The 21373-nt window shown below is 42.2% G+C and carries 25 protein-coding genes and 2 other annotated features (1 of these 27 cut by a window edge); of the genes, 7 read left to right on the top strand and 18 right to left on the bottom strand.

The window, feature by feature from the left end:
* The first annotated feature begins 88 nt into the window (after positions 1–88).
* A complete protein-coding gene (locus tag ACSQ2E_RS10490) occupies positions 89–1180 on the top strand; it encodes an AI-2E family transporter (protein ID WP_435990474.1) in 1092 nt (363 codons plus the stop codon).
* Between the two features lie 58 nt (positions 1181–1238).
* Here ACSQ2E_RS10490 and ACSQ2E_RS10485 read toward each other — a convergent pair whose 3' ends face one another.
* From ACSQ2E_RS10485 to ACSQ2E_RS10475, 3 genes are all read right to left on the bottom strand, one after another.
* Positions 1239–1676 carry a GNAT family N-acetyltransferase gene (locus ACSQ2E_RS10485; protein WP_435990473.1) on the bottom strand — a complete coding sequence of 146 codons (438 nt, stop codon included), beginning with the start codon at positions 1674–1676 and terminating at the stop codon, positions 1239–1241.
* A 119-nt stretch (positions 1677–1795) separates the two neighbouring features.
* Positions 1796–2065 (bottom strand): hypothetical protein, encoded by a 270-nt coding sequence (locus ACSQ2E_RS10480; protein WP_435990472.1) that lies wholly within the window; start codon positions 2063–2065, stop codon positions 1796–1798.
* 79 nt (positions 2066–2144) lie between these two features.
* On the bottom strand, positions 2145–2849 hold the full coding sequence (locus ACSQ2E_RS10475; protein WP_435990471.1) for a Type 1 glutamine amidotransferase-like domain-containing protein: 705 nt from the start codon (positions 2847–2849) through the stop codon (positions 2145–2147).
* A 113-nt stretch (positions 2850–2962) separates the two neighbouring features.
* Here ACSQ2E_RS10475 and ACSQ2E_RS10470 point away from each other — a divergent pair, with 113 nt between their 5' ends.
* Positions 2963–3097, top strand: a complete 135-nt coding sequence (locus tag ACSQ2E_RS10470) for a hypothetical protein (protein WP_435990470.1) — start codon at positions 2963–2965, stop codon at positions 3095–3097.
* A 165-nt stretch (positions 3098–3262) separates the two neighbouring features.
* Here ACSQ2E_RS10470 and ACSQ2E_RS10465 read toward each other — a convergent pair whose 3' ends face one another.
* The 4 genes from ACSQ2E_RS10465 to ACSQ2E_RS10450 form a co-directional block, all read right to left on the bottom strand.
* On the bottom strand, positions 3263–3421 hold the full coding sequence (locus tag ACSQ2E_RS10465; protein ID WP_156029999.1) for a hypothetical protein: 159 nt from the start codon (positions 3419–3421) through the stop codon (positions 3263–3265).
* 145 nt (positions 3422–3566) lie between these two features.
* Positions 3567–5087 carry an MDR family MFS transporter gene (locus ACSQ2E_RS10460; protein ID WP_435994493.1) on the bottom strand — a complete coding sequence of 507 codons (1521 nt, stop codon included), beginning with the start codon at positions 5085–5087 and terminating at the stop codon, positions 3567–3569.
* A 141-nt stretch (positions 5088–5228) separates the two neighbouring features.
* On the bottom strand, positions 5229–5426 hold the full coding sequence (gene cspD / locus ACSQ2E_RS10455; protein WP_032088076.1) for a cold-shock protein CspD: 198 nt from the start codon (positions 5424–5426) through the stop codon (positions 5229–5231).
* 217 nt (positions 5427–5643) lie between these two features.
* Positions 5644–6171, bottom strand: a complete 528-nt coding sequence (locus tag ACSQ2E_RS10450; protein WP_435990469.1) for a DinB family protein — start codon at positions 6169–6171, stop codon at positions 5644–5646.
* 166 nt (positions 6172–6337) lie between these two features.
* On the opposite strand from ACSQ2E_RS10450, the gene ACSQ2E_RS10445 reads away from it, so the two are divergent.
* Positions 6338–6589 carry a DUF2164 domain-containing protein gene (locus ACSQ2E_RS10445; RefSeq protein ID WP_397550298.1) on the top strand — a complete coding sequence of 84 codons (252 nt, stop codon included), beginning with the start codon at positions 6338–6340 and terminating at the stop codon, positions 6587–6589.
* Positions 6590–6630: 41 nt separating this feature from the next.
* Here the strand turns inward: ACSQ2E_RS10445 and ACSQ2E_RS10440 are convergent, their stop codons facing one another.
* Together ACSQ2E_RS10440 and ACSQ2E_RS10435 are read right to left on the bottom strand one after the other, a co-directional pair.
* On the bottom strand, positions 6631–7080 hold the full coding sequence (locus ACSQ2E_RS10440; protein ID WP_435990468.1) for a hypothetical protein: 450 nt from the start codon (positions 7078–7080) through the stop codon (positions 6631–6633).
* Between the two features lie 689 nt (positions 7081–7769).
* The gene (locus ACSQ2E_RS10435) at positions 7770–8387 is read right to left on the bottom strand and encodes an NUDIX hydrolase (RefSeq protein WP_435990467.1); all 618 of its coding nucleotides are present in this window, start codon (positions 8385–8387) and stop codon (positions 7770–7772) included.
* 197 nt (positions 8388–8584) lie between these two features.
* Between ACSQ2E_RS10435 and ACSQ2E_RS10430 the strand changes: the two genes are divergently transcribed.
* Positions 8585–9199, top strand: coding sequence for a PH domain-containing protein (locus ACSQ2E_RS10430; RefSeq protein WP_435990466.1), 615 nt, complete (start codon positions 8585–8587; stop codon positions 9197–9199).
* A 38-nt stretch (positions 9200–9237) separates the two neighbouring features.
* On the opposite strand, the gene ACSQ2E_RS10425 is transcribed toward ACSQ2E_RS10430, so the two are convergent.
* Positions 9238–10221, bottom strand: coding sequence for a cation diffusion facilitator family transporter (locus tag ACSQ2E_RS10425; protein WP_435990465.1), 984 nt, complete (start codon positions 10219–10221; stop codon positions 9238–9240).
* Between the two features lie 157 nt (positions 10222–10378).
* Between ACSQ2E_RS10425 and ACSQ2E_RS10420 the strand changes: the two genes are divergently transcribed.
* Complete coding sequence (locus ACSQ2E_RS10420) at positions 10379–11440, top strand: DUF3900 domain-containing protein (protein ID WP_435990464.1); 1062 nt, start codon at positions 10379–10381, stop codon at positions 11438–11440.
* Positions 11441–12249: 809 nt separating this feature from the next.
* Positions 12250–13077, top strand: coding sequence for a GNAT family N-acetyltransferase (locus tag ACSQ2E_RS10415; protein WP_435990463.1), 828 nt, complete (start codon positions 12250–12252; stop codon positions 13075–13077).
* Positions 13078–13114: 37 nt separating this feature from the next.
* On the opposite strand, the gene ACSQ2E_RS10410 is transcribed toward ACSQ2E_RS10415, so the two are convergent.
* On the bottom strand, positions 13115–13603 hold the full coding sequence (locus ACSQ2E_RS10410) for a metallophosphoesterase family protein (protein WP_435990462.1): 489 nt from the start codon (positions 13601–13603) through the stop codon (positions 13115–13117).
* Positions 13604–13796: 193 nt separating this feature from the next.
* Between ACSQ2E_RS10410 and ACSQ2E_RS10405 the strand changes: the two genes are divergently transcribed.
* Positions 13797–14393, top strand: a complete 597-nt coding sequence (locus tag ACSQ2E_RS10405; RefSeq protein ID WP_435990461.1) for a class I SAM-dependent DNA methyltransferase — start codon at positions 13797–13799, stop codon at positions 14391–14393.
* A gap of 56 nt (positions 14394–14449) precedes the next feature.
* On the opposite strand, the gene trpA is transcribed toward ACSQ2E_RS10405, so the two are convergent.
* From trpA to trpE, 7 genes are read right to left on the bottom strand one after another with little or no spacing between them, the layout of a single operon-like run.
* Entirely contained in the window at positions 14450–15241 is a 792-nt protein-coding gene (gene trpA / locus ACSQ2E_RS10400) for a tryptophan synthase subunit alpha (RefSeq protein WP_435990460.1), read from the bottom strand.
* Entirely contained in the window at positions 15234–16436 is a 1203-nt protein-coding gene (trpB, locus tag ACSQ2E_RS10395; RefSeq protein ID WP_435990459.1) for a tryptophan synthase subunit beta, read from the bottom strand. Before trpB ends, trpA begins: the two co-directional genes overlap by 8 nt.
* A 28-nt stretch (positions 16437–16464) precedes the next feature.
* The gene (locus tag ACSQ2E_RS10390; protein ID WP_435990458.1) at positions 16465–17076 is read right to left on the bottom strand and encodes a phosphoribosylanthranilate isomerase; all 612 of its coding nucleotides are present in this window, start codon (positions 17074–17076) and stop codon (positions 16465–16467) included.
* Positions 17073–17861, bottom strand: a complete 789-nt coding sequence (trpC, locus tag ACSQ2E_RS10385; protein ID WP_435990457.1) for an indole-3-glycerol phosphate synthase TrpC — start codon at positions 17859–17861, stop codon at positions 17073–17075. The genes ACSQ2E_RS10390 and trpC overlap by 4 nt, the downstream gene beginning before the upstream one ends.
* Positions 17862–18887 (bottom strand): anthranilate phosphoribosyltransferase, encoded by a 1026-nt coding sequence (trpD, locus tag ACSQ2E_RS10380; protein ID WP_435990456.1) that lies wholly within the window; start codon positions 18885–18887, stop codon positions 17862–17864.
* Entirely contained in the window at positions 18859–19470 is a 612-nt protein-coding gene (locus tag ACSQ2E_RS10375) for an anthranilate synthase component II (protein WP_435990455.1), read from the bottom strand. Before ACSQ2E_RS10375 ends, trpD begins: the two co-directional genes overlap by 29 nt.
* Positions 19467–20864 carry an anthranilate synthase component I gene (trpE, locus tag ACSQ2E_RS10370; protein WP_435990454.1) on the bottom strand — a complete coding sequence of 466 codons (1398 nt, stop codon included), beginning with the start codon at positions 20862–20864 and terminating at the stop codon, positions 19467–19469. The genes ACSQ2E_RS10375 and trpE overlap by 4 nt, the downstream gene beginning before the upstream one ends.
* Before the next feature lie 74 nt (positions 20865–20938).
* Positions 20939–21183: a binding site (T-box leader), on the bottom strand.
* A gap of 50 nt (positions 21184–21233) precedes the next feature.
* Positions 21234–21373 (bottom strand) — a binding site (T-box leader); it runs 107 nt beyond the window's last position.

Raw genomic sequence — 21373 nt, 5'->3', positions numbered from 1 at the left:
GCGGTTAACTCAGATATTAGTAGGGATTCCCCTCCCATTTTTGATATACTTAATCAGATAAACTAGTCGATAAGCAGAGGTGAACAGGTTGACCAAGAAAAAAATGTATTCGTGGAGCTTACAAATACTTATCATTCTTACCATTATTTATGTATCAACAAAGATTTCCTTTCTATTTGAACCCATTGTCGTTTTTGCATCTACTCTATTTTTCCCGATCATCATTTCAGGGTTTCTATATTTTTTACTGAATCCCTTAGTCAATCTTCTGGTGAAAGCAAGGCTGCCGAGGACGATTGCCATCATCGTACTTTATGCTGCGATCATTGGGGCGTTGGTGTTGATCATCGGGAATATCGCACCTGTCATTACCAATCAGGTGACGGCGTTATTCAACGCCTTGCCTGAGTATGCAAAGCAAACAAGGAACTTCATTGAATACTTGTCTGAAACAGAGCAGTTTAAATGGATGATGAATCAGGATTATGTATCCCTGAAAGATATCGAGAATCAGCTCGTGGATTTCGCCAATACCTTGCCTGATAATATCACTACTGCCTTGAAGGGATTATTGAGTGTGTTGACAAGCATCACCATTCTCATTGTGACCGTACCTTTTCTGCTATTCTTCATGTTCAAGGACGGTCATAAATTCCCGAAGGCCATTTCGAAATTTTTGCCGCCTGCATACCGTGAGGAAGGAATCAACACATTGAAGGATACGAGTGAAACACTTGCCGCGTACATACAGGGGCAATTGACAGTCGCTTCATTTGTCGGGACACTTACCTTCATCGGTTATCTGATCATTGGGTTGCCTTATGCACTTGTGATGGCACTGATAGGAGCCGTCACAAACATCATCCCGTTTATCGGACCGTTCATCGGCGCAGCACCGGCCATCATCGTCGCGTTGTTTGACTCACCGACAAAGGCGATACTTGTCGTAGTGGTGGTCACGATTGCTCAGCAAATTGAAGGGAATCTTCTTTCCCCCCTCATTTTAGGTAAACGATTGGATACCCACCCTGCGACGATCATCATATTATTACTTGTTGCAGGTAACTTAGCTGGAATACTCGGTATGATCTTAGCCGTACCCACCTACGCAGTATCGAAAACGATTGTATTGAATTTAGTGAAGTTCATAAAACTGAGAAGATCTTCCATACAGGAGTGAACGCTGGAGACAACCGGGCCATTGCCCGGTTGTTTTTTAGTAGAAGGTTATACCGTTCTTACATTTTTTTGAACATAATCACATGAGGACCTATAGGTTCTATTTCAAAAATACCACCTGACTGTGTCAGTCCCAATTTTGTATAGTATGGGGCAGCTGAAGTCCTGGCATTACACCACCATAAATTGCAGCCTTCGCTTGTAAGGATACCTTCACTGTATTGAATGAGCTGTTTTCCAATTCCCTTTGATCTATAATCAGGAAGAGTCGCCATACCCCTTAAACGATAAGGCAGGCCCCCTTCCAATCCCTCATGCGCTTTTTGATAGAAGGACCCTATACAGATCAGCTTATCCCCATCAAGTGCACCGATGTGGAAGGTGGATTCATCCATATCTCCTTCATACTTGCATTCTTCCATTGTTTGTGTGGGTCGTAAAATTTGTTGTCTTATCGAATACGTATCTGCAGCTGGAATTTTTCGAAACTGAACCATTGTTTCACTCCCCTTCATTATTTACATCCATGATTTATTTTATCATAGCCTTCATTCTGAGTTCTGAATCAAATAAAAAGAAGCAATCTCTCATACAGGAGATTGCTTCTGTCAATGCCTCATTTCTTTTTAAATAATTTATTGGATGCACCTTTTACGGCTTTACTTGCTGTATCAACAGTTTTCCCGACCATCTTATTTCCTGTGTTGCTTACGTTTTTCACAAAGTCTGCCGATGTATCCGTCACTTTCCCCACCAACCCACCTTCACCGCTCACACTCTTGATGATCCCATTTGCTGTATCTGCTGTTTTGTTCAGGAGTTCACTTGCCTGCTTCGATGTGTTCTTTACTAAATCACCGGCCATGTTGCGTTTATCCTCATTCATGATGATTCTCCTCCCTGAAAAAAAGACTCATCACTATCCCTATGAAAAGGGTCACCGGATTATGCAGTTTTCTTAGCAATCACATCGAATTTCCCAAATAGTTCGTCGGGATTCTGTATTCTTGAATCACGCCATCTTTTTTCTCTACCCGGTAGGCTGATGCATGTGGTCTTGAACTCACGACTTTGGCAAGTCCTCTTTCAATAAAATGCAAAGCTGCTCCATCATCAGCCGCAAAGCCTGTCTTCAATTCCCCACTCTCAATAAAAGAATGATACAGGGGACGACGGTTCACTTCTCCGTCATAATGAGGGGAGTGACTGCCTTCTATCAGACCCAGTCCCTTAATGGTCTCTAGTCCATCTCCGTATGAATCGGTGGTTCCTTCTTCGAACCAGCAAATCGAGCCTGCACTCAATCCTGCGAGAATGGTTCCTGATTCCCACGCCTTCCTTAGAATCGCGTCAATCCCCCACTCTTTCCATAAGGCAAGCATGCTCTTCGTATTGCCCCCTCCTACATAAATAATGTCTTTTTCAAGCAGGAACCCTTCTAAATCCCTGGTAGAGGGCTTGAATAAAGATAGATGAGAAGGTTCACTCGAAAGGGATGTAAAAGCTTTGTAAAAACGTTCGATATAACCTTCTGCATCCCCGCTGGCTGTCGGAAGGAAACAAACCTTTGGCTGGGATGCCCTTGACTGATTTATTATGTACTGATCCAATAACAGGTTATCAGGTTCCATTGAGAAACCTCCACCACCCATTGCAATAATTTGTTTCATGAACGTTCCCCACTCTCTATTTGGTATCTCTATTTTACCAAGAATTTTAAAAAAGTAATATTTTGAGTATTTTTTTTTCATATCCGGGCAAATTAATGTAGAGGGAGGTGATCATGATGACGAACAATAACAACAACAAGCAACAGCAACAAAAAAATGAAGCAGAATTTGCTCAAGAGCAAAACGCTGCTGAAAGAGCGAAAAAAGCTGCTAAACAACAAAACCAACAAAACCAACAAAATAAATAATCTAACATAGTAATAAATACCGATACTTAAAAGGAGACCAGTCAGCGACTGGTCTCTTTCATTATGTATGGATACATTTAATAATAATTATTGCATTAAAAAGCCTCCCCGAAATCTCCGGGAAGGTTCATCATTCGTTCTATTCATGGAGCAAAAAGTGATTTGCTACCTTTTATGTGCACCGCTCTTTTTGAACGGTTTGTATGCGACCAATACGGCAATTACAGCTGAAGCTCCATTTATCATGGTTCCGATCACTGGAGAACCCTTATAACCGGTACCATCGTACATATAGGTGATAATCAGACCTGTAATAATACTCAATAAGAGACTTATCCCCAGGAATACCCCTATAAAAATAAAAAATTTCTTAGCATTTTTCCACAAACTAAACACTCCAATGCACGGGTTCATTCCCTATCTGTACCCGATATGTAAAAATTTGAACAGGTAAGAATGGGCATTTTTTCTATTCCTTCATTTTCTCAGAAGACAAATCAGTTGAAACCTCAAGTCTTGATTTTCCCATAAGGAACACAAACACTAATGCAATCCCAAGTGGGATCAATGCATAGGCAAAAGTGGTTGTAATGGAATCAGACATAGCGTTCGTGATTTTAGTAAGAACAAAATTCGGAATCTTTTCACGCATTTCAGGTTCAAAAATACTCCTTGGATCACCCTGGAAGCCCCCTCCTTCTTCATGTCTCTTGAAGGCATTTTCAAGATTAGAGGCAAAGAGTTTTGTTTGCAGCGTTCCATAGACCGTTATCCCGATGGTCATCCCCAGTGAACGGAAAAAGGCGTTCGTCGAGTTGGCAGACCCTCTAAAACGCGGATCAAGCTTATGGATCGTTGCATTAGGCAGTAATGAAAATGAAAAACCTACACCAAAACCACTTATGATCATATAGAGCGTCAACAACCATCTATTCGTATCTGGCCCCATCGTCGCGAGTAACACCATGCCTGCGATAAAGGAAATGATGGAAACCCACATGATATTACGATAACTTGTTTTCGTCATCCGGATGCCTGCCACGGCACTGCCTGCTACAGAACCGAGCATCAATGGAGTCAAAATCAATCCGGCGTTAGTTGCAGATCCACCATATACAGCTTGAACAAAGATCGGGATCAATATGGTCAAGATAATGAACGCAGCCCCATACAGAAAAGCGAGGGCCTGCGCTGACGCAAACAATGGACTTTTGAACATCCAAAATGAAATAATCGGTTCAGATGCTTTTCGTTCGATCCATAAGAAACTGATAAAGAAGATAAAGAAGGATGCAAACAATCCAATGATTTGCCACGATGCCCAAGGGAACTCCTTTCCGCCGAATTCCAGGGCAAACATCAGACTGACAACCGCTATAACAAGAGTTATCGCCCCTCCCCAATCAATTCGCTGATCTGATCGTTGTGGGGATTCTTTATAAGCCGTTGTAATAAAGAAGAGCGATAGGAGACCAATTGGTACATTGACGTAGAAGATCCAATGCCAACTTAAGTGATCCGTTAAAAATGCCCCAATCAATGGCCCGAATACTGAAGCGGATCCAAATACTGCACCCAGTAGTCCTGTCATCTTTCCTCGATTTTCAGGTGGGAATAAATCAAACACAATGGTAAAGGCGATTGGCAGCAAAGCTCCACCACCGATTCCTTGGATGGCCCGGAATATACTTAACTGAACGATATCCTGTGCTATTCCACACAGTGCAGAACCAATTAAGAAAATGGAGAGACCGAATATGTAAAATCTCTTTCTACCATACATGTCAGACAGCTTACCAAAAATCGGCATCCCGGCCATGACTGCTACCATGTATGCGCTTGTGACCCATACAAACTTGTCCAGTCCACCAAGATCTGAAACGATGGATCCCAATGCCGTTGCTACGATGGTGTTATCCATGGCTGACATGAGTATCCCTAACAATAAGCCGGCAAGTGCCAGTTTCATATTACTTTCTTTTGCCACCAACACGATCATCCTCCATAAACAATGTTATAACATCTATTTCATTATAGAACTTTCTACCTGATTGTCCACATCGACTCTTATATAGAGCAAAAAAGCAGGGTACGTCAGCTGACGTACCCTGCTTGAAATTATACGGTTGAATTACTTTTGAACGTTTGCCGCTTGTGGTCCACGCGCGCCTTCAACGATTTCAAATGTAACGTCTTGACCTTCTTCTAATGATTTGTATCCTTCACCTTGGATAGCGGAGAAGTGAACAAAAACATCGTCTTGACCTTCAACTTCGATGAAACCGAAACCTTTTTCAGCGTTAAACCATTTAACTTTACCTTGTAACATAAAACATGTACCTCCTAGTGCAGTTGCACGTAAAAATATTTATATTCCTGCTCTGATTAATAAAATTCAAGACGAATGTTTTTCATTCATGTATATTAATCTTGAACAAAAATAATTATCTTTACTATAACAGATTCCCCTTCAAAACTCAAGGCACGAATGGGTCTAATTGTAAAAAACACAGTCTAACCTACTCTAATACAGTGGGTTGATTTTCTTATGCATATAACTTTTTGATCATTCTTATTTGACCCCTATGATTGATTTCATCTTCAAAAACATGAAACCATTTAAAGAAATTATTACCTTTTTCCCCGTACCACCATTCTGTTTCTTCATATAGCCATTCTTCGTCCAATTTTTTAAATTGATCGATAGTATGCTTTCTTGTGAGTTGAAGGTTTTCCAGGTAGTACTCCACAGAATTTCCTTTTATATTCTCGGCTGCCTTGCTCCCTAAACTTAATGCCGGTTCCAATTCCGTCGCATATGCTTCTATTTCATCATCAGTCAATTGTTCAAATGTCAATGCCTGATAAATCTTTTCTACAGCGTCAAAATGAGCAAGCAACATCCCAATGGAATTCGCTTCATCATGACAACGGTAATCAAGCATTTCAACCGGCAAATTTTCCACTTCTTGAATGGAGGTCAATCTGGCATAGTCCATCATGGAAAGAAGGAGCGAAAAGTCCTTTTTCATCCCGTTTTTTTCTTTGATTAAATAGATTGAGTTCATTTCCATTATAAGTCCCCCTCATGGTCTTCTCTTACTATATTGGCTACTGTCTGGAAATTCCCTTTATTTTTAGAAAAGAATCCACAATTCCTTGACCGATGAATTTCTTTATACCTCTCCCTGGCAGGACCTCTTATGTTAGGATGGAAGAAACAAAACTGGAGGGGTACTCATGATGTTTACAAAGATACCTAAAGAACAAAAGGATGAAATGATTGGAAGGATACAGAGCTTTTACTATGAACAAACAGGGGATGAAATCGGGGATTTAGGAGCTGAAAATTGGTTTGACTTCTTCATGAAAGAAATCGGTCCCTTCTTATATAATAAAGGAGTGATGGATTCCAAAGACGTATTGATGGATAAAATGCTTCTACTTGAAGACGATCTTTATGCATTAAAAAGACCAGTGAATCCTAAATAAGCCGTCATACATAGAAAAGGAGCAGGGTTGATTTAACGACCCTACTCCTTTTTAATCTCATGAAGAACCTTATCATCAATTCGGCCATTGTCATTTACGATTTCGATGGTGACAGATTTTTTATCTTCGTTTTTAATTTCGCGTATGATGTTATCGATCTCTTCAATCTTTTTTATTTCTACTGTTTTTTCTACTTTATACTCTTTAGAAGCCTCTCCCTCTTTACGGCTCTTCAGTTCTTCATCCGTATAGATCAAGTCGGTTCCCAGTGCATTTTTGATCGTTTTGCCCTGCAGGAAAAAACGGGCAAGAAAAGGAGTATCCGGTTCTAAATCTTCATCCGTTAATACTCCGGAAAATGTAAGTGTTTCAGCTTCTTCATTTACCGTTACACTACCATTGACGACCATGTCGGCTGCATTCCGATTGCATCCGCTTAAAAGGATAGTAAAAAATAGACCAGCGATCATGACTGTAAGTAACGCTTTCACTAGTTGTCCCCCTTATATGTATGTGCACTATATATCTTACCAAAAGACCAATAAAATACGCCAGAAACATTTTATTGGTCTTATGGTAAGAAGCAATTTAAAAAATGGGACGATTGAAAGATTAGAATGATCCGGGTTGGAAGGATTATTTTGGGGATCACAAGTTCACTGGGTAAGGGCATATTTCCAGAAAAAGAATAGGAAGGTGGCTGGATCAACGGCCTCCATGTAATTTCCATCATCACATGGGGTGGGATTGCTTTACGTCACTCTTCATTTGCAAACCTTACATTCCTGATTTGATCGTACCACCATTGTAAGTGGACCTAAGACAAGAAGCTGTGGCATGTACAAATCGGTTATATTATCCGAATACTACTTTTTGAGATGCTTATTACATACGGCCTTCAAAATAAACAATTTTTCCTGTACGCTTAACATCCTCCAGCATTTAGCACGAATGATCATAATGATTCCCCTCTCCTTTTTCTATCGTCTTTCTGTTACTTCTCTTTACCTCCTCCTAACCATTTACAAACCATTCAATTTGCTACATATTGACATACAAAAATACTTTCTCCGACAGATTGCCCTATCGAAAAAAGTATGAAAACGAAACGTATGTCAATCCGTACAGGTAAATGTAGAATTTCTTTTGATCTTTTTTTGTTTTACATGACTATAAAGTACTATGATATAAGTTTTATAAAGTGATGGAGGACGCGGGCGGTGAGGCCCCAGATGACTTTGTCTTGATAGTAGTAGAAATGCTCTTTCATGTTTCTTGCCTGCCAGTCGTAGTTTTCCCCACCTGGAATTTGTTTGTATGGGAAGCTCTCCTCCGGTTCCATTTTAAATTTGATATTATACAATTCCGGTTCTTTTTCACGCATGTAAGAGAGCGGGGTTGTAAAAATCTCTTCCACCTCTGCAGAATTCGGGCGGAGCTCTTCCAATGATATATTCAGCTTCCCTACAAAAGGGTAGATGATTGTCCCAAAAGGGGAGACGATATAATCGAGAGGATAAATATCCAAGATGGAATGTTCTTGTATGCCCAATTCCTCTGACGTCTCCCTTAAAGCAGCTGCCCTTTCATCAGAGTCACTCCGGTCGATCTTCCCACCCGGAAAGCAGATTTCCCCCGGTTGTCTCCGCATATTCAATGAACGGACTTCAAAGAGAACATGAATCTCACCTTTCACTTCGATTAAAGGAAGTAGAATAGCATATTCAGAAAATGTTTCACTTCCTAACACTTTAGGCGTTCTATCTTTGAAACGCATCAGCAGATCGTCCATATCCATTCTATTCCCCCCCTTTTACGATAATCTATTCTATGATTTTCTTTATTATAGTATGAACGGAATGCATCACCCAAACCATAAGCTTTAAATTAGAATCTTCCAGTAATTCCCTTACCTTCTATTAATCTATGATATACTAATGAAGTCTTATCTCATGGTAAGAAAGAAAACAATCAAAATCGAAAGGATTTGAAAGCATGTTTGGAAAAGTTGCTTCAGACGTATTAGGTTTAAGTGATATCGGCACAGTCATAAAGCCCCAGGATTACGACAAAGCCGATTCAGATGATTACATTATGCATGAAGATGGAGAGAAGATTTACTTCCTAATCAAATCCAAGTCCGATGAATACTGCTTTACAAACAAAGCTCTCATTCACCTTGATGGGACGAGTGCTGCAAGCAAGAAACGGGTGCTCCGCCGCTTGGATTATTACAAGTATCACCTTTCGAATGTCCTACTTGAAACGGCGGGAACAGTAGATCTGGATGTCGAAATCAAGTTTAAGATCGGTTCGGAAATCTACTCCATCGATGTTCATAAAAAACATTTAGCAGAAGTGAAAGATCTATATAAGTCCCTTATAAAAATTGGTGAAATCACTACTGACAATAGTATTTATTCCGGTTTTGCCAATGAAAGCCTCCAACTTGCCTCCTCAACATTGGGACAAGTAAAGACAGATGGCGTAAATGTTGTTGAGCAGTTTAAAGAGGTCAATCAATATGCCTTCAATTGGCTGTCGGACAAGAAGAAAGAATTAACCCTTAAAGATTTTGGGTTTGTGTTTGAAAAATTTATTCAAAATTAATCTACATCATCCGGCTGAAATCATCAGCCGGATGATCACTATGGAATTTCGGGTATATCAGTCCCTTTCCACTCCTGAATACCATTGTCTTCTATGATTCCTAATGTAACATCAGCTATATCGGGATCCGCTATTAATTGATCCTGTATGGCAAACTTAATATCATCCGCTTCTGATAGGGGTAACCCCTTTTTCAATTCAAGATATGATTCAACGTGGTAATAACGACCCTCCTGTGTGATCCTCATCTTAAAGATATCGATGACTGCCTCATGTTCAAAGATGGCAGAAGCAATCCGGTCCTCTACTTCCTTTGGTGCAGCAACCCCTATCAGACCAACCATATTGTCATACCCGACCCTGAAGGCAACCCCCACCATCAGGAATCCGATCATTATGGTCACAATCCCATCCAATAGTTGAAACGGAGAGAAATAAGATACAAGAACCGCTGTCAAAGCAAGAATGGCACCGGATACAGCCACTAAATCTTCATAAAACACAAGTCTTGTTGGGGGCGCTGCCCGTTTTACATGCTTGAACGCACCGGTCACAATCCCAGCACCCCTGCTCTCCACGCGGGCTTCCTGACTGATTTCCTTCATCACTTTATAGAGGATCGTTCCATCAATGAGGATGTTCAAGAGTAACACGGATACATTTATCCATATCCCTTTGACTTCAGCGGGATGTTTGAGTAGATGAAACCCCTCACGAATCGTTTCATAAGCCATGACCGAAACGACGATGACCGCAATCATGCAAAACAGATTGATGACACGCCCAAAACCTGTCGGGAACTTTTCTGTCGGCTTCTTCTCTGAAAGAACACTGCCAATAAACACAAACCCTTGATTGACAGTATCGGCTAACGAGTGCATGGCAGAGGCAAACATTGCCCCACTTCCACTGATAAAGAATGCCGCCCCCTTTGCGATTGCAAGGATGCCATTCCCCACCATCGCAAAGAACGAAGATTTATTTCCTTTTTTCACTAATGTGAAAAATGATTCATTACTCACCAAGCTCACCACCTTACGTTTTATCAAGCTAATAAATAGTATCTCTCAATACTCCCCTTTCATAAGTCAATTGACGAACCTTTTGTGCTTTTCTATACTGTAACAATGAATGTGAAATTAAAAGAAATCGAATCTAATCAGGTCAGGAGAACAAATCATGGATTTTACCATACAGCATCTTTCATTTTATTTAATCCAGGTAGAAGGAAAAGGCGAAGAAGCAGATAAACGACATAAGCACTTTCAAACCTTGACCGGGGATGAGTATGAGGAAAGCCCCCTTAAAAGCTTCCTGGACGGTGAACTGACTAAGATCGTCAAGCGAAAAGTGGACAGGCACTCCAAGTCAGAATCCGCCCCCACTAAAATTGGCCGCTTTGTTGTAGAACCAGGCCATGAGCTTACATCGAATCCAAACTACAATCTACTTCATCGAACGCGTCATGCTGAAAATAAAGAAGATTTTCGTGAAGCATGTGATCAGATTGTCCAAATGTACATAGAAGCCAGCGCTATTCGCGGCGGAGCATTTTTAGTTGCCACCGCAAAGCTCACCAAATTTTTTGATGATCCCTTTTTATTCCTCATGAAATGCGATTTTGAACCAAAGGTCGCTACCATTACGGATGAAGCAACCCTGATTCATAATGTAGAAATGGCGATCACGACGAAAAATATGAAATCTATCCAATATCCATATATGCCTGAAGAAGGCATGATGGATTCAGCCGAAATCAAGATCCATCAAGCATCACATGCGAGATACTTTGAGGATTTCCTGAAATGGGTGGAGTATGAAAAGTCCATGCCTGAAATCGTGAAATCCCAAGTGTACGGAATGGTAAAAGAACATATTTCAGAAACATATGCTGAAGAAAGTGACGAACGGGTGGAATTTGAAGAAGCCGTAGAAGAATGGGCCATCAGCCCAAAGCGAGAACTGCAGGAACGATTCACGACGGAACAGGTGGTGGAAGCCACTTCACAAATTATCGAGCAATCCCCTGAAGTGGAACTGAAAGTGAAGCTTGACCATGTTTCGGTAAAAGCCCTTCTTTCAGATTTTGGAGACAGCATTCACTTGGCGAAAGTGAACGGTCGATATGTCCTGATGATTGAAAGCGAGTCCGTCATGTTTGAAAAAGGATTTTCCCCACTTGAATTCCTTAAGCCTGATGAACTTCATGAAGTGATTCAGCGTATACAGGATAAGGAATGATATGGAGAGACTGGGACATATCTAAATCCTTCTTCTCTAAAGACGAACAATCAAAAAATTATGTAGAATCACTTATTACACCGCTTTTGATTTCCGTGCAAGACTTCGCTTTCCTCGGGCGGAAGGCAAGCCTCCTCGTCGCTCTCGCTCCTGCGGGGTCTTACCTATTCCGCTTCTCCCGCAGGAGTCTTCGTCTTGCACTACAATCAAAAGCTAGATCCTGCTCTCTACAGTGTATAAACTTTAGAAAAATTTTAACAGTCCCGTTTTACCATGATTGTTATTCATACAAAGGCTTATAGTTTTCGGTTGTTCGATCATTCCGAGCATATGAGTCTTTCACATCAGGTAAGAAAGAGAATTTGTATAAGTAACGGTAATTGATCATTGGTACTAATAGAATCAGAGTTGGTGTATGCAATTGGGGACTCTACCATGGAATAGTGAAACACTTACGCTTGCAAAGTTGATTGGAGTGGAAGTTGCTCGACTCCTGCGGGAAACGCTGGACAGGTGAGACCCCGCAGGGCTTTTGCCCGAGGAGGCTCACCGCCAGCCCCGCGGAAAGCGAGCAACTGGAGCGGAAATCAACCACTACTCACTACATACAAAACCAACAGTATTTACGTAAACAGCTAAATAATAAATCCGAACGATTTCGAATAATCGTTCGGATTTTCTTTTAACTAAACTCATTGGTCCCAACCTCTTTTTTCAATGAAAGATCAAAATTCTCTTGTATAAATAATGCTCATAAAATAAAATCAAGTAAGAAAATTCTTTCTCTTTTGGGAAAAGGGGGATAATGAATGCTTACTTCTAAACAACTTCAAGATATAAAAGATCTTCAGAATGTCTGCGAGAATTTTGAAGAGATAAACTTAAAATTAAACTGGGAAATGCTAAAAAAAAGAAAGCACGATCAAGATGATTTCCTTCTTTATAACGAGGATCGTCTGATCGGATTTTTAGGAATATACGGATTTGGGGATTCGTACGAAATATGTGGTATGATCCATCCTGATTTCCGTCGTCAGCACCTGTTTCAAGAACTGTTTCACAGAGCACTCCAATCTTTAAAACCCCGGACGGTCAATAAGCTCTTACTCAATATTCCGGGAACATCGACGTCTGGTAAAGGGTTTATATCTTATACGGACGCTGTCTATGATTTCACGGAATATGAAATGAAATGGAATAAAAAAGAGTTAGTCATAGATTCTGATTCTGTCGGGATCAAAACAGCCGATGAACTAGATATCGAAACCATCATCGACCTTGATGAAACCTGTTTCGGGATTGTCAGAAGTGATGCTGAATCCTATACCAAGAGACTATTCGAAGAGTCCAGGGAAGGAAATCTTATGATCATCCATGATGAAAAAGTGGTTGGTAAGATAAGGGTTCAACGTGCGAACAATAACAGTTTCATTTATGGGTTTGCCGTCTTCCCATCTTTTCAAGGAAAGGGAATCGGCAGAAAAGCATTGTCACAGGTCGTGATGCAGGAATCCAAGTGGACCGATAATATATACCTTGATGTGGCGGCAGCGAACAGCAAGGCACTGAATCTCTATGAATCAAGTGGTTTCCAAACCTTCTATAGTCAAGAGTATTATCAATATCCCATTAAATAATGAAAAAAGCACAGTTCAGCCACTGTGCTTTTACTTTTTATTTATAAAATATGTGCTCGATCTTCCAGGTATCTCCGATTGTCAATACACCGTGGGAATAATATGGCAGCTTCCGTTTATCCGTGGGAGAGCCTGGGTTGAATAAAAGGACTCCTTTCATAAAGCGGGAATAGGGTATGTGGGAGTGACCGAAGATGATTACATCCACATCAACATCGTCAAAGGCTTCCAGAGCCCTTTTTTCAGTTGTTTTCCCCTTTCCGTCCCCGTGCACAATGCCGATCTTCAGGCCTTTCTTCTCAATGATCCTTCTTTTTGGAAGCAGGGATTGAAGTTCTACATTATCAACATTTCCACTAACAGCAATCAGTTCCCCGTACCTCTTAAATGCTTCAAACACATCGAGGGTCTGAAAATCACCCCCATGTATGATGAGGTCACTATCCGTTAGGTCTTTTTGAAGAGGGTCAGGCAAGCTTCTTCCTTTCCTAGGCATATGGGTGTCGGATACAATGACAATCTTCATTTCATCCTCCTTTGCTCTCTGATAAGGGCTTTCACTATGTACTCAACTCCTCAACGCAAATTAGATTTGATTATATTATGCCACTTTTCCAAAGAATCGCAACATTTCAGTAAAGGTTTTACTTCAAAGGTTTCGTGGAAAATCGAAAAATAGAACGTTCATTTTAAAATAAAGGAAATGAGGTGATGCCCTGTTGTTTACGCTACAGAAACAATTTAAACGCCCGAAAGGAATCCTGGGCTGGTTTGTGGGGAAAGTAATGGAGTTTGACAATCGGAAGATCAACAACTGGTCCATCAAACAACTGGCCATCGAAAATGGCGATCGCGTTCTTGAAATCGGATATGGGCCGGGATATTGTATTAAGCGCATTTCCACTCGATTCCCTGATACCTTTGTGGACGGGGTCGATCTTTCAGAAACAATGAAAGGAGCGGCTGAAAACAAGAATCAGAAAGCTATAGAGAAAGGCAGGGTTCGCCTGTTTGTTCAGGATATCAGTCAATTCGACTTAAACGATGCTCAATACGATCGAATCTTTTCCGTTAATAATTACCCATTATGGAATGATCAGAAGCAGGCACTCAGCCATTTATACAAGATGCTTAAAACCGGTGGCACCCTCCTCATTACCGTTCAGCCCCGGGGAGATGAAGAGCGGGACAGCAAGGCTCGACGCTATGGTGAAGAAATTTCACAGGCTCTACAGGAAACCGGCTTTAAAAATATATCTCTATCCTATAAAGATGTAAGTCCTGCACTGACTGTCTCCATAAAAGGTGTAAAATAATTCATCATGTTAAGGAAACAGCCGACCCTATAAGGATCGGCTGTTTCTGTATGAATTCACGAGTGAAATGCTCCTGTCTTTGATGCTCCGATTAACTCCCTGATTTCATCAAATGAGTCTTTTTGAATAAGGTCTATAATTTTACTTCCGACCACTACCCCATCACAGCTTTCACTCATGCTGCGGACATGATCGGGGCTCGATATCCCAAATCCCGCCAGAACCGGCACCGGACTGTTGCTCTTAAGCTTGTTTAAATGACGGGATATATTCTCGGCAAACCCTTCTCTTGATCCTGTAATTCCATTAATCGTAACAGCATAGAGGAACCCTTCTGTCACAGAGGCCAATTCCTTCACTCTTTCCAAAGGACTGGTGAGGGTTGCCAATTGGACAATGGCTATTTCTTTTTCCTTCGAGGGCTGCTTAACCAAATCGAAATGCTCCAGGGGCAGATCAGGAATGATCACTCCATCCACACCAGCCTTTTTACAATCGTCGAAGAAGCGTTCTACACCATATTTGTAAATCGGATTGATATAGGTCATAAATATCAAAGGAATTCCAAGTTCGTTCCTTCTTTCAGTCAATACATCGAACACTTTTCGAAGTGTGGTTCCCTTCTCCAATGCTCTTTTACCGGCTTCTTGAATCGTCGGTCCATCGGCAACGGGATCAGAGAACGGAATACCGACTTCAATGGCCGTCGCCCCACCTTCTTCAAGCTTCTTTAAAGTTGTAATCAATGTGTCTATGCCACCGTCTCCCGCCATTACATAGGGAATGAACAACTTATTCCCTCGCTTTAATTCGGCTTCAAGTTTGCTTTCCAGAAATTTTTTACCCATGCTGACTACCTCCCAATAACTCTTTTACTTGTTCAACATCTTTATCCCCTCTTCCAGATAGACATATGACGATTGATTGGTCCATTGTCATGGTTTTTGCCAACTTCACCGCATAGGCAACGGCATGGGAGCTTTCGAGTGCAGGAATGATCCCTTCCGTCTGTGATAACTGTTTAAATGCTTCCAGCGCTTCACCGTCAGAAATGGATGCGTAACGGACTCTGTCAATTTCTTTTAAGTAGCTGTGTTCTGGCCCTACACCTGGATAGTCAAGTCCTGCTGAAATGGAATGGGCTTCCTGTACCTGCCCTTCTTCATTCTGAAGGAGATACATCATGCTTCCATGAAGGATTCCGACAGATCCTTTCGTTAATGTGGCAGCGTGCTTCTCTGTTTCAATGCCGCTTCCGGCTGCCTCGACACCGTATAAGTCTACTTCTTTGTCTTCAATAAACGGGTGGAACATTCCAATGGCATTGCTTCCTCCTCCGACACATGCCACGATGGCATTTGGAAGACCTTTTTCTTTTTCAAAGAATTGTTTCTTCGTTTCTTTTCCAATGATACTTTGGAAGTCCCGGACCATCTTCGGAAATGGGTGTGGACCTAAAACGGACCCCATGATATAGTGAGTGTCTTCAACATTGGCAACCCAGTAACGCAGCGCTTCATTCACCGCATCCTTCAATGTGGCGCTTCCCTGGGTGACGCTGATTACCTTTGCTCCGAGCAGCTCCATCCTGAATACATTCAGCTTCTGCCTGCGGATATCTTCCGCACCCATGAAAATGACACAATCAAGATTTAATAGAGCACATACGGTGGCGGTTGCGACCCCATGTTGACCTGCTCCCGTTTCTGCTACAACTTTTCTTTTTCCCATTCGCTCAGCAAGGAGTGCCTGCCCGATCGTGTTGTTGATTTTATGGGCACCTGTGTGATTCAGATCTTCCCGCTTCAGATAGATTTTGGCTCCCCCTATCTGCCTGGTGAGGTTTTCTGCAAAGTAGAGAGGATTCTCCCTTCCTACATAGTCCTTTAAGTAACTTTCGAGCCTTTCTTGAAAACGTACATCATTGATTGCTTCATCGTAAGCGGCCTCGAGTTCCTGAACGGCTTTCATCAATGACTCAGGAACGAACCTTCCTCCGAATTGACCGAATAGGCCTTTATGATCTGGTTGTGCATATAACATTCTTCTTCCTCCATTCACTGTTTTCATTTTATACAAGCACCGACTTTGCTTCCCTTATAAATGCCTCCATCTTTAACCGGTCCTTCTCTCCATCCGTCTCAACCCCACTCGAGACATCCACCATATAGGGACGGACCTTTGTGATGGCTTCCCTGACATTGTCCGGATTTAATCCCCCTGCAAGAATCAGCTGCTGATGAATGTTGATGGAATGTGCATAATCCCAATTGAATGTGGTGCCATTGCCACCACGATGGGGTCCCTTTCCGCTATCCAACAAAACCATCTCTCCCGGAAATTCCTCGATACCTTCTATATCATTTCTTTCCTTCACCGAGATCGCCTTGATAAAAGGAATATTGAGAGTTTCACAGAATTCCACTGATTCATCCCCGTGGAGCTGAACATAATCGAGCTGCACAAGATGAAAGATCTCTTCCAGTCTTTCTTTTGATTCATTTACAAACACACCGATCTTCAATAGATCTGGAGGAAGAGATTTGCTGATCTGTGCGGCTTTCTCAACATCGACTTTCCTTTCACTCTCGGCAAACACAAACCCTATGGCATCAGCTCCCGCATTTAATGCCCACTCAGCTTCTACCTGTCTTCTGATGCCGCACACTTTGACTTTCGTCATTTCATCTCACCTTTTTCAACCTTGAGAGCGGAGAGGGTAGCTGCGGGATCTTTACTCCTCATTAACGTTTCCCCGACGAGGACCCCTTGTGCCCCTGCATCTTTCACTCTCCTTGAATCCGCCTCATCCCTGATCCCACTTTCACTTATGAGCACGACTTCCCTGCCCTTCACCATCGATGCCAGAGTTTCAGTAATGTGAAGATCCACTTCAAAGGTTTTCAGGTTACGATTATTCACTCCGATTATAGTAGCACCAAGTTCCAGAGCTTTCATCATTTCCTCCTCATTATGAACTTCTACAAGAGCCTCCAGTCCTAGACTTGAGGCATAAGAAAATAACTCTCTCAACCTGAAGGAATCCAAGGCGGCCACAATTAACAGAATCACATTCGCCCCTGCATCCCTTGCACGATCGATCTGGATTTCATCGATGATAAAGTCCTTACACAGAATCGGGATCGATACGGCTCTTCTAACATTTGCAAGATCCTCCATCCTCCCTTTGAAAAATGGTGTATCCGTCAGAACAGAAATGGCGCATGCTCCAGCTTCTGCATAGATAGCGGCTTGTGTCACCGGATCCACTTCGGTTCGAATATCTCCTTTAGATGGAGAAGCCCGTTTGATTTCTGCTATCACCTGTAGGGACGAAGCAGATTTAAGAGTTTCGTATAACGAATTGTTGTGGGTGCCTTGATACTGAAAGGTAGTATATCCGGATTGTTTTAACTCCTTCACTTCTTCTTTCTTCTTTTCAATGATGGTTTCTAAAATGGTTGTCATTCAAATCACCTGCTTTCTTCGTTGTCGGCTATAGTGTATAAGGGATGATAGCGCTTCATTTGCCCGTCCGCTTCCTATACTTTCCCTAGCCAGCTTTACACCTTCTGCGAAGGTCGAAGCTTTACCATGGGCGACTAAAGCGATTCCTGCGTTGAATAGGACCGTATCCGTATAGGCTCCTTCTTTTCCTTGTAGAACGTCCTGTAAGATGCGGGCATTGTCCCTTGCATCTCCTCCCTTTATCTCTTCAAGAGTATAAGATGGGAGCCCGACCTCGTCCCCAGATAATGTAAAAGAGCTGATTTCACCATTCTCCAAAAGGACAAGATGATTTTCACCTGCAAGTGACGCTTCGTCCATATAGTCCGCCCCATTCAGGACGATTGCCCGCTTTCTTCCCAATTCATGTAAAACATTTGCCATCGTTTCAAGCCTATCTCTTCTGTACACCCCGACCAGCTGTGTTTGCAATTGAACAGGATTCGTTAATGGACCAATCAGATTAAAGATGGTCGGGATTTTCAATTCTTTCCGGACCTTCATGATTTTTTTCAGTCCCGAATGGATATGGGGGGCATAGAGGAATGCGATATTGGTTTCATTCAGGAGATTTTCCACTTCATCTGCCCCGAAATCCAATGAGATGCCCAGATGTTCTAATACATCTGCACTACCCGTCTTGCTTGATATGCTCCTATTTCCGTGCTTTGCGACTTTGACGCCGGCTCCTGCCAATACGAATGCGCTTGTTGTACTGATATTAAAGCTCTGAGATCCATCCCCACCTGTCCCGCAGTTATCCAATACACCCTTTACTGTGCTGGTTACGGGCAATGCTTTCTCTCGAAGCACTTCAACCAGGGCTGTCATTTCCCCCACCGTTTCCCCCTTCATTTTCAAAAGGGTCAAGAAACATGCTATTTGACTCTCGGTCGTGTCTTCCTTGAATAATTCCTGAACGGCTCCTCTCATCTCATCTCGTTCTAATGAATGACCATCAGACAGCTTTTGTAGATAGCTTTTCACGGTTATTCCCCTTTCTCATCTCGTCTAAAAAGTTTTGAATGATTTTCTTTCCTGTTTTCGTCCCGATGGACTCTGGATGGAATTGAACCCCAAACAAAGGAAATCTCATATGCTTGATGGCCATGATTTCCCCGTCATCCATGGAAAGGGCAACCGTCTCCAGTGGTTCTGGCAGAGTCCCTTTTTTGATGACCAGTGAATGGTACCTCATCACTTCCAACGGTTGTTGCAAATATTCAAATATCCCTTCACCACTATGTTTGATAAGTGAGGTCTTTCCATGCATGACCTTTTCTGCTACTTCAATGGTTGCCCCAAAGGCTGCACCGATTGCCTGATGACCGAGACAAACACCGAGAATCGGCACACTAGCGTGAAGATTCTGTATAATCGAGGTGCAAATACCCGCGTTTTCAGGCTTCCCGGGTCCAGGGGAAAGGATGATCCCTGAAGGATTCAGTTTTTTTATTTCTTCCAACGAAATCGTATCATTCCGTCTGACCACTACCCTTTCACCAAGTTCTTCAATATATTGATATAGGTTATAGGTAAACGAATCATAGTTATCAATGAGTAGAATCATCCCGTCACCTCCAATAATGATTTCGCTTTATTCAGCGTTTCTTCATACTCACATTCCGGATCTGAATCATACACGATGCCTGCCCCTGCTTGAACATTAGCAACGCCATCTTTGACGACCATTGTGCGGATCGCCAGGGCAAAGTCCAGATTGCCGTTAACCCCGATATATCCGACCGCACCAGAGTATACTCCACGTTTCGTCGTTTCAAGTTCATTGATGATCTGCATTGCCCTGATCTTCGGTGCCCCGCTCACTGTTCCTGCAGGTAAACAGCCTGTTAATGCTTCAAGGGGGGGCACATCTTCCTTCAATTTACCCTTCACCTCTGAAACGATGTGCATCACATATTTGTACCTCTCAATGGTTAAGTATTTGGTTAACCGGATGGATCCGATCTCACAAATTCTTCCCAGGTCATTCCTGCCTAAGTCTACAAGCATTCGATGCTCAGCCATTTCCTTTTCATCCGCCAGCAGCTCCCTCTCAAGCTTTCCATCTTCTTCAGCTGTATTCCCCCTGCGCCTTGTACCGGCAATGGGATTCGTTGTGATCTGACTGCCCTGAACCTTCAGCATGCTTTCCGGTGATGCACCCAATACGACGTATTCTTCGAAATCGATGAAAAACATATAGGGTGACGGGTTTGACTGTCTCAAGCCTCTATAGAATGTAAAAGGATCACCGGTAAAGGAAGCCTGCAGTCTTTGGGAAAGCACCACTTGAAAGATTTCTCCTTCCCGTATCGACTGCTTCGCTCTTTCCACTTTCTCCATGAACTCATCCTTTGACGTTTGAGCATGAAAGGAAAGTCGATCCAGTTTTTCTTTGTGTGTGTCCAAATACACGCTTGTCAGCTCGGCTTCGACTTCTTTCACTTTTTCCTGAAGATTCCCTTCCACTTCTTCTGTCCATTCATTCATGACAACGATGTATACTTTATGCTCAAGATGATCGAAGACGATGACCTTTTCATAGAACATGAGATGAATGTCCGGCATCTCCAATTCGTCATCTGGCGTGATTCCGATTTCCTCGTAATGTCTGATCACATCATACCCTAAGTATCCAATCCCTCCCCCTGTGAATGGAAAGGGTGCTTCTTCTAGAGGATAGTGGGGAATAAGGCTTTGAATCATTTCAATAGGGTCCCCTATCCGCTCCTCTACTTGATCTGTAGACGCTTTTATCATCTGTACGGTATTTCCATATGCCTTACATTCCAAAAACGGATCGCTACCCACAAAAGAGTAGCGTCCGGATTGTTCATGTTTCAGCGAACTCTCCAATAAAAATTTCTTTTTCCCCTTTAAGGATTGGAAGAGTGATATAGGTGTGTACATATCACCATTCAATTCTTTCACGACATAGTTCAAATCTTGATGCTTCATCATTAATAATCCTCCAATTCGCTTTTATCTCTTAAAAAGCCCATAAAAAAAGTCCCCTATGAACAGAAAATCTGCTCATAGAGGACGATGCTGACCGCGGTGCCACCTCTATTGGGATATAACCTACATCCCCTCTTGATTCAAGTACGGGGTTGATCACCCGATACTCTATCCTTTTAACGGTGGAAATCCGTATGACCCTACTTCCTTCAGATCATCTCTCATAAGTCCATTCCAGACAAGCTATCATGCTAAGGTCTCACTGTCCTTAACTCCCTGTTATGCATCACTTGAATGTACTCCTCTTATTCAACGATTTATCATTATGAAATTATAAAAAAGGGCATCCCTATCCAAATCTTTTTTTAAAAAAGAAAGGACGGGATACCCGTGGTGCCACCTTTGTTGACTGCTATTACAGTCCACTCAATCGTATCGGAGCAGAATGCTCTAATACGCGTCTTTTGTAACGATAAGACATTCGCCAAAGCCTATTCCCCTAAGGTTTCGGT

It is taken from the genome of Rossellomorea sp. LjRoot5, from assembly GCF_964253455.1.
GTDB lineage: Bacteria > Bacillota > Bacilli > Bacillales > Bacillaceae_B > Rossellomorea.
The sequence above is the reverse complement of the archived record's forward strand: the minus strand, read 5'-3'. Positions and strand labels throughout refer to the sequence as shown.

What these genes read in the sequence shown, in the direction of transcription:
- ACSQ2E_RS10375 (WP_435990455.1), bottom strand. Translation starts at nt 19,470, where the DNA reads ATGATTCTACTCATTGATAACTATGATTCGTTTACCTATAACCTATAT.
- ACSQ2E_RS10410 (WP_435990462.1), bottom strand. Translation starts at nt 13,603, where the DNA reads ATGAAGATTGTCATTGTATCCGACACCCATATGCCTAGGAAAGGAAGA.
- ACSQ2E_RS10475 (WP_435990471.1), bottom strand. Translation starts at nt 2,849, where the DNA reads ATGAAACAAATTATTGCAATGGGTGGTGGAGGTTTCTCAATGGAACCT.
- ACSQ2E_RS10430 (WP_435990466.1), top strand. Translation starts at nt 8,585, where the DNA reads ATGTTTGGAAAAGTTGCTTCAGACGTATTAGGTTTAAGTGATATCGGC.
- ACSQ2E_RS10415 (WP_435990463.1), top strand. Translation starts at nt 12,250, where the DNA reads ATGCTTACTTCTAAACAACTTCAAGATATAAAAGATCTTCAGAATGTC.
- ACSQ2E_RS10420 (WP_435990464.1), top strand. Translation starts at nt 10,379, where the DNA reads ATGGATTTTACCATACAGCATCTTTCATTTTATTTAATCCAGGTAGAA.
- ACSQ2E_RS10485 (WP_435990473.1), bottom strand. Translation starts at nt 1,676, where the DNA reads ATGGTTCAGTTTCGAAAAATTCCAGCTGCAGATACGTATTCGATAAGA.
- trpE (WP_435990454.1), bottom strand. Translation starts at nt 20,864, where the DNA reads ATGATGAAGCATCAAGATTTGAACTATGTCGTGAAAGAATTGAATGGT.
- ACSQ2E_RS10435 (WP_435990467.1), bottom strand. Translation starts at nt 8,387, where the DNA reads ATGGATATGGACGATCTGCTGATGCGTTTCAAAGATAGAACGCCTAAA.
- cspD (WP_032088076.1), bottom strand. Translation starts at nt 5,426, where the DNA reads ATGTTACAAGGTAAAGTTAAATGGTTTAACGCTGAAAAAGGTTTCGGT.
- ACSQ2E_RS10480 (WP_435990472.1), bottom strand. Translation starts at nt 2,065, where the DNA reads ATGAATGAGGATAAACGCAACATGGCCGGTGATTTAGTAAAGAACACA.
- ACSQ2E_RS10445 (WP_397550298.1), top strand. Translation starts at nt 6,338, where the DNA reads ATGATGTTTACAAAGATACCTAAAGAACAAAAGGATGAAATGATTGGA.
- trpB (WP_435990459.1), bottom strand. Translation starts at nt 16,436, where the DNA reads ATGTTATATGCACAACCAGATCATAAAGGCCTATTCGGTCAATTCGGA.
- trpA (WP_435990460.1), bottom strand. Translation starts at nt 15,241, where the DNA reads ATGGGTAAAAAATTTCTGGAAAGCAAACTTGAAGCCGAATTAAAGCGA.
- trpC (WP_435990457.1), bottom strand. Translation starts at nt 17,861, where the DNA reads ATGACAACCATTTTAGAAACCATCATTGAAAAGAAGAAAGAAGAAGTG.
- ACSQ2E_RS10450 (WP_435990469.1), bottom strand. Translation starts at nt 6,171, where the DNA reads ATGGAAATGAACTCAATCTATTTAATCAAAGAAAAAAACGGGATGAAA.
- ACSQ2E_RS10390 (WP_435990458.1), bottom strand. Translation starts at nt 17,076, where the DNA reads ATGACGAAAGTCAAAGTGTGCGGCATCAGAAGACAGGTAGAAGCTGAG.
- ACSQ2E_RS10470 (WP_435990470.1), top strand. Translation starts at nt 2,963, where the DNA reads ATGATGACGAACAATAACAACAACAAGCAACAGCAACAAAAAAATGAA.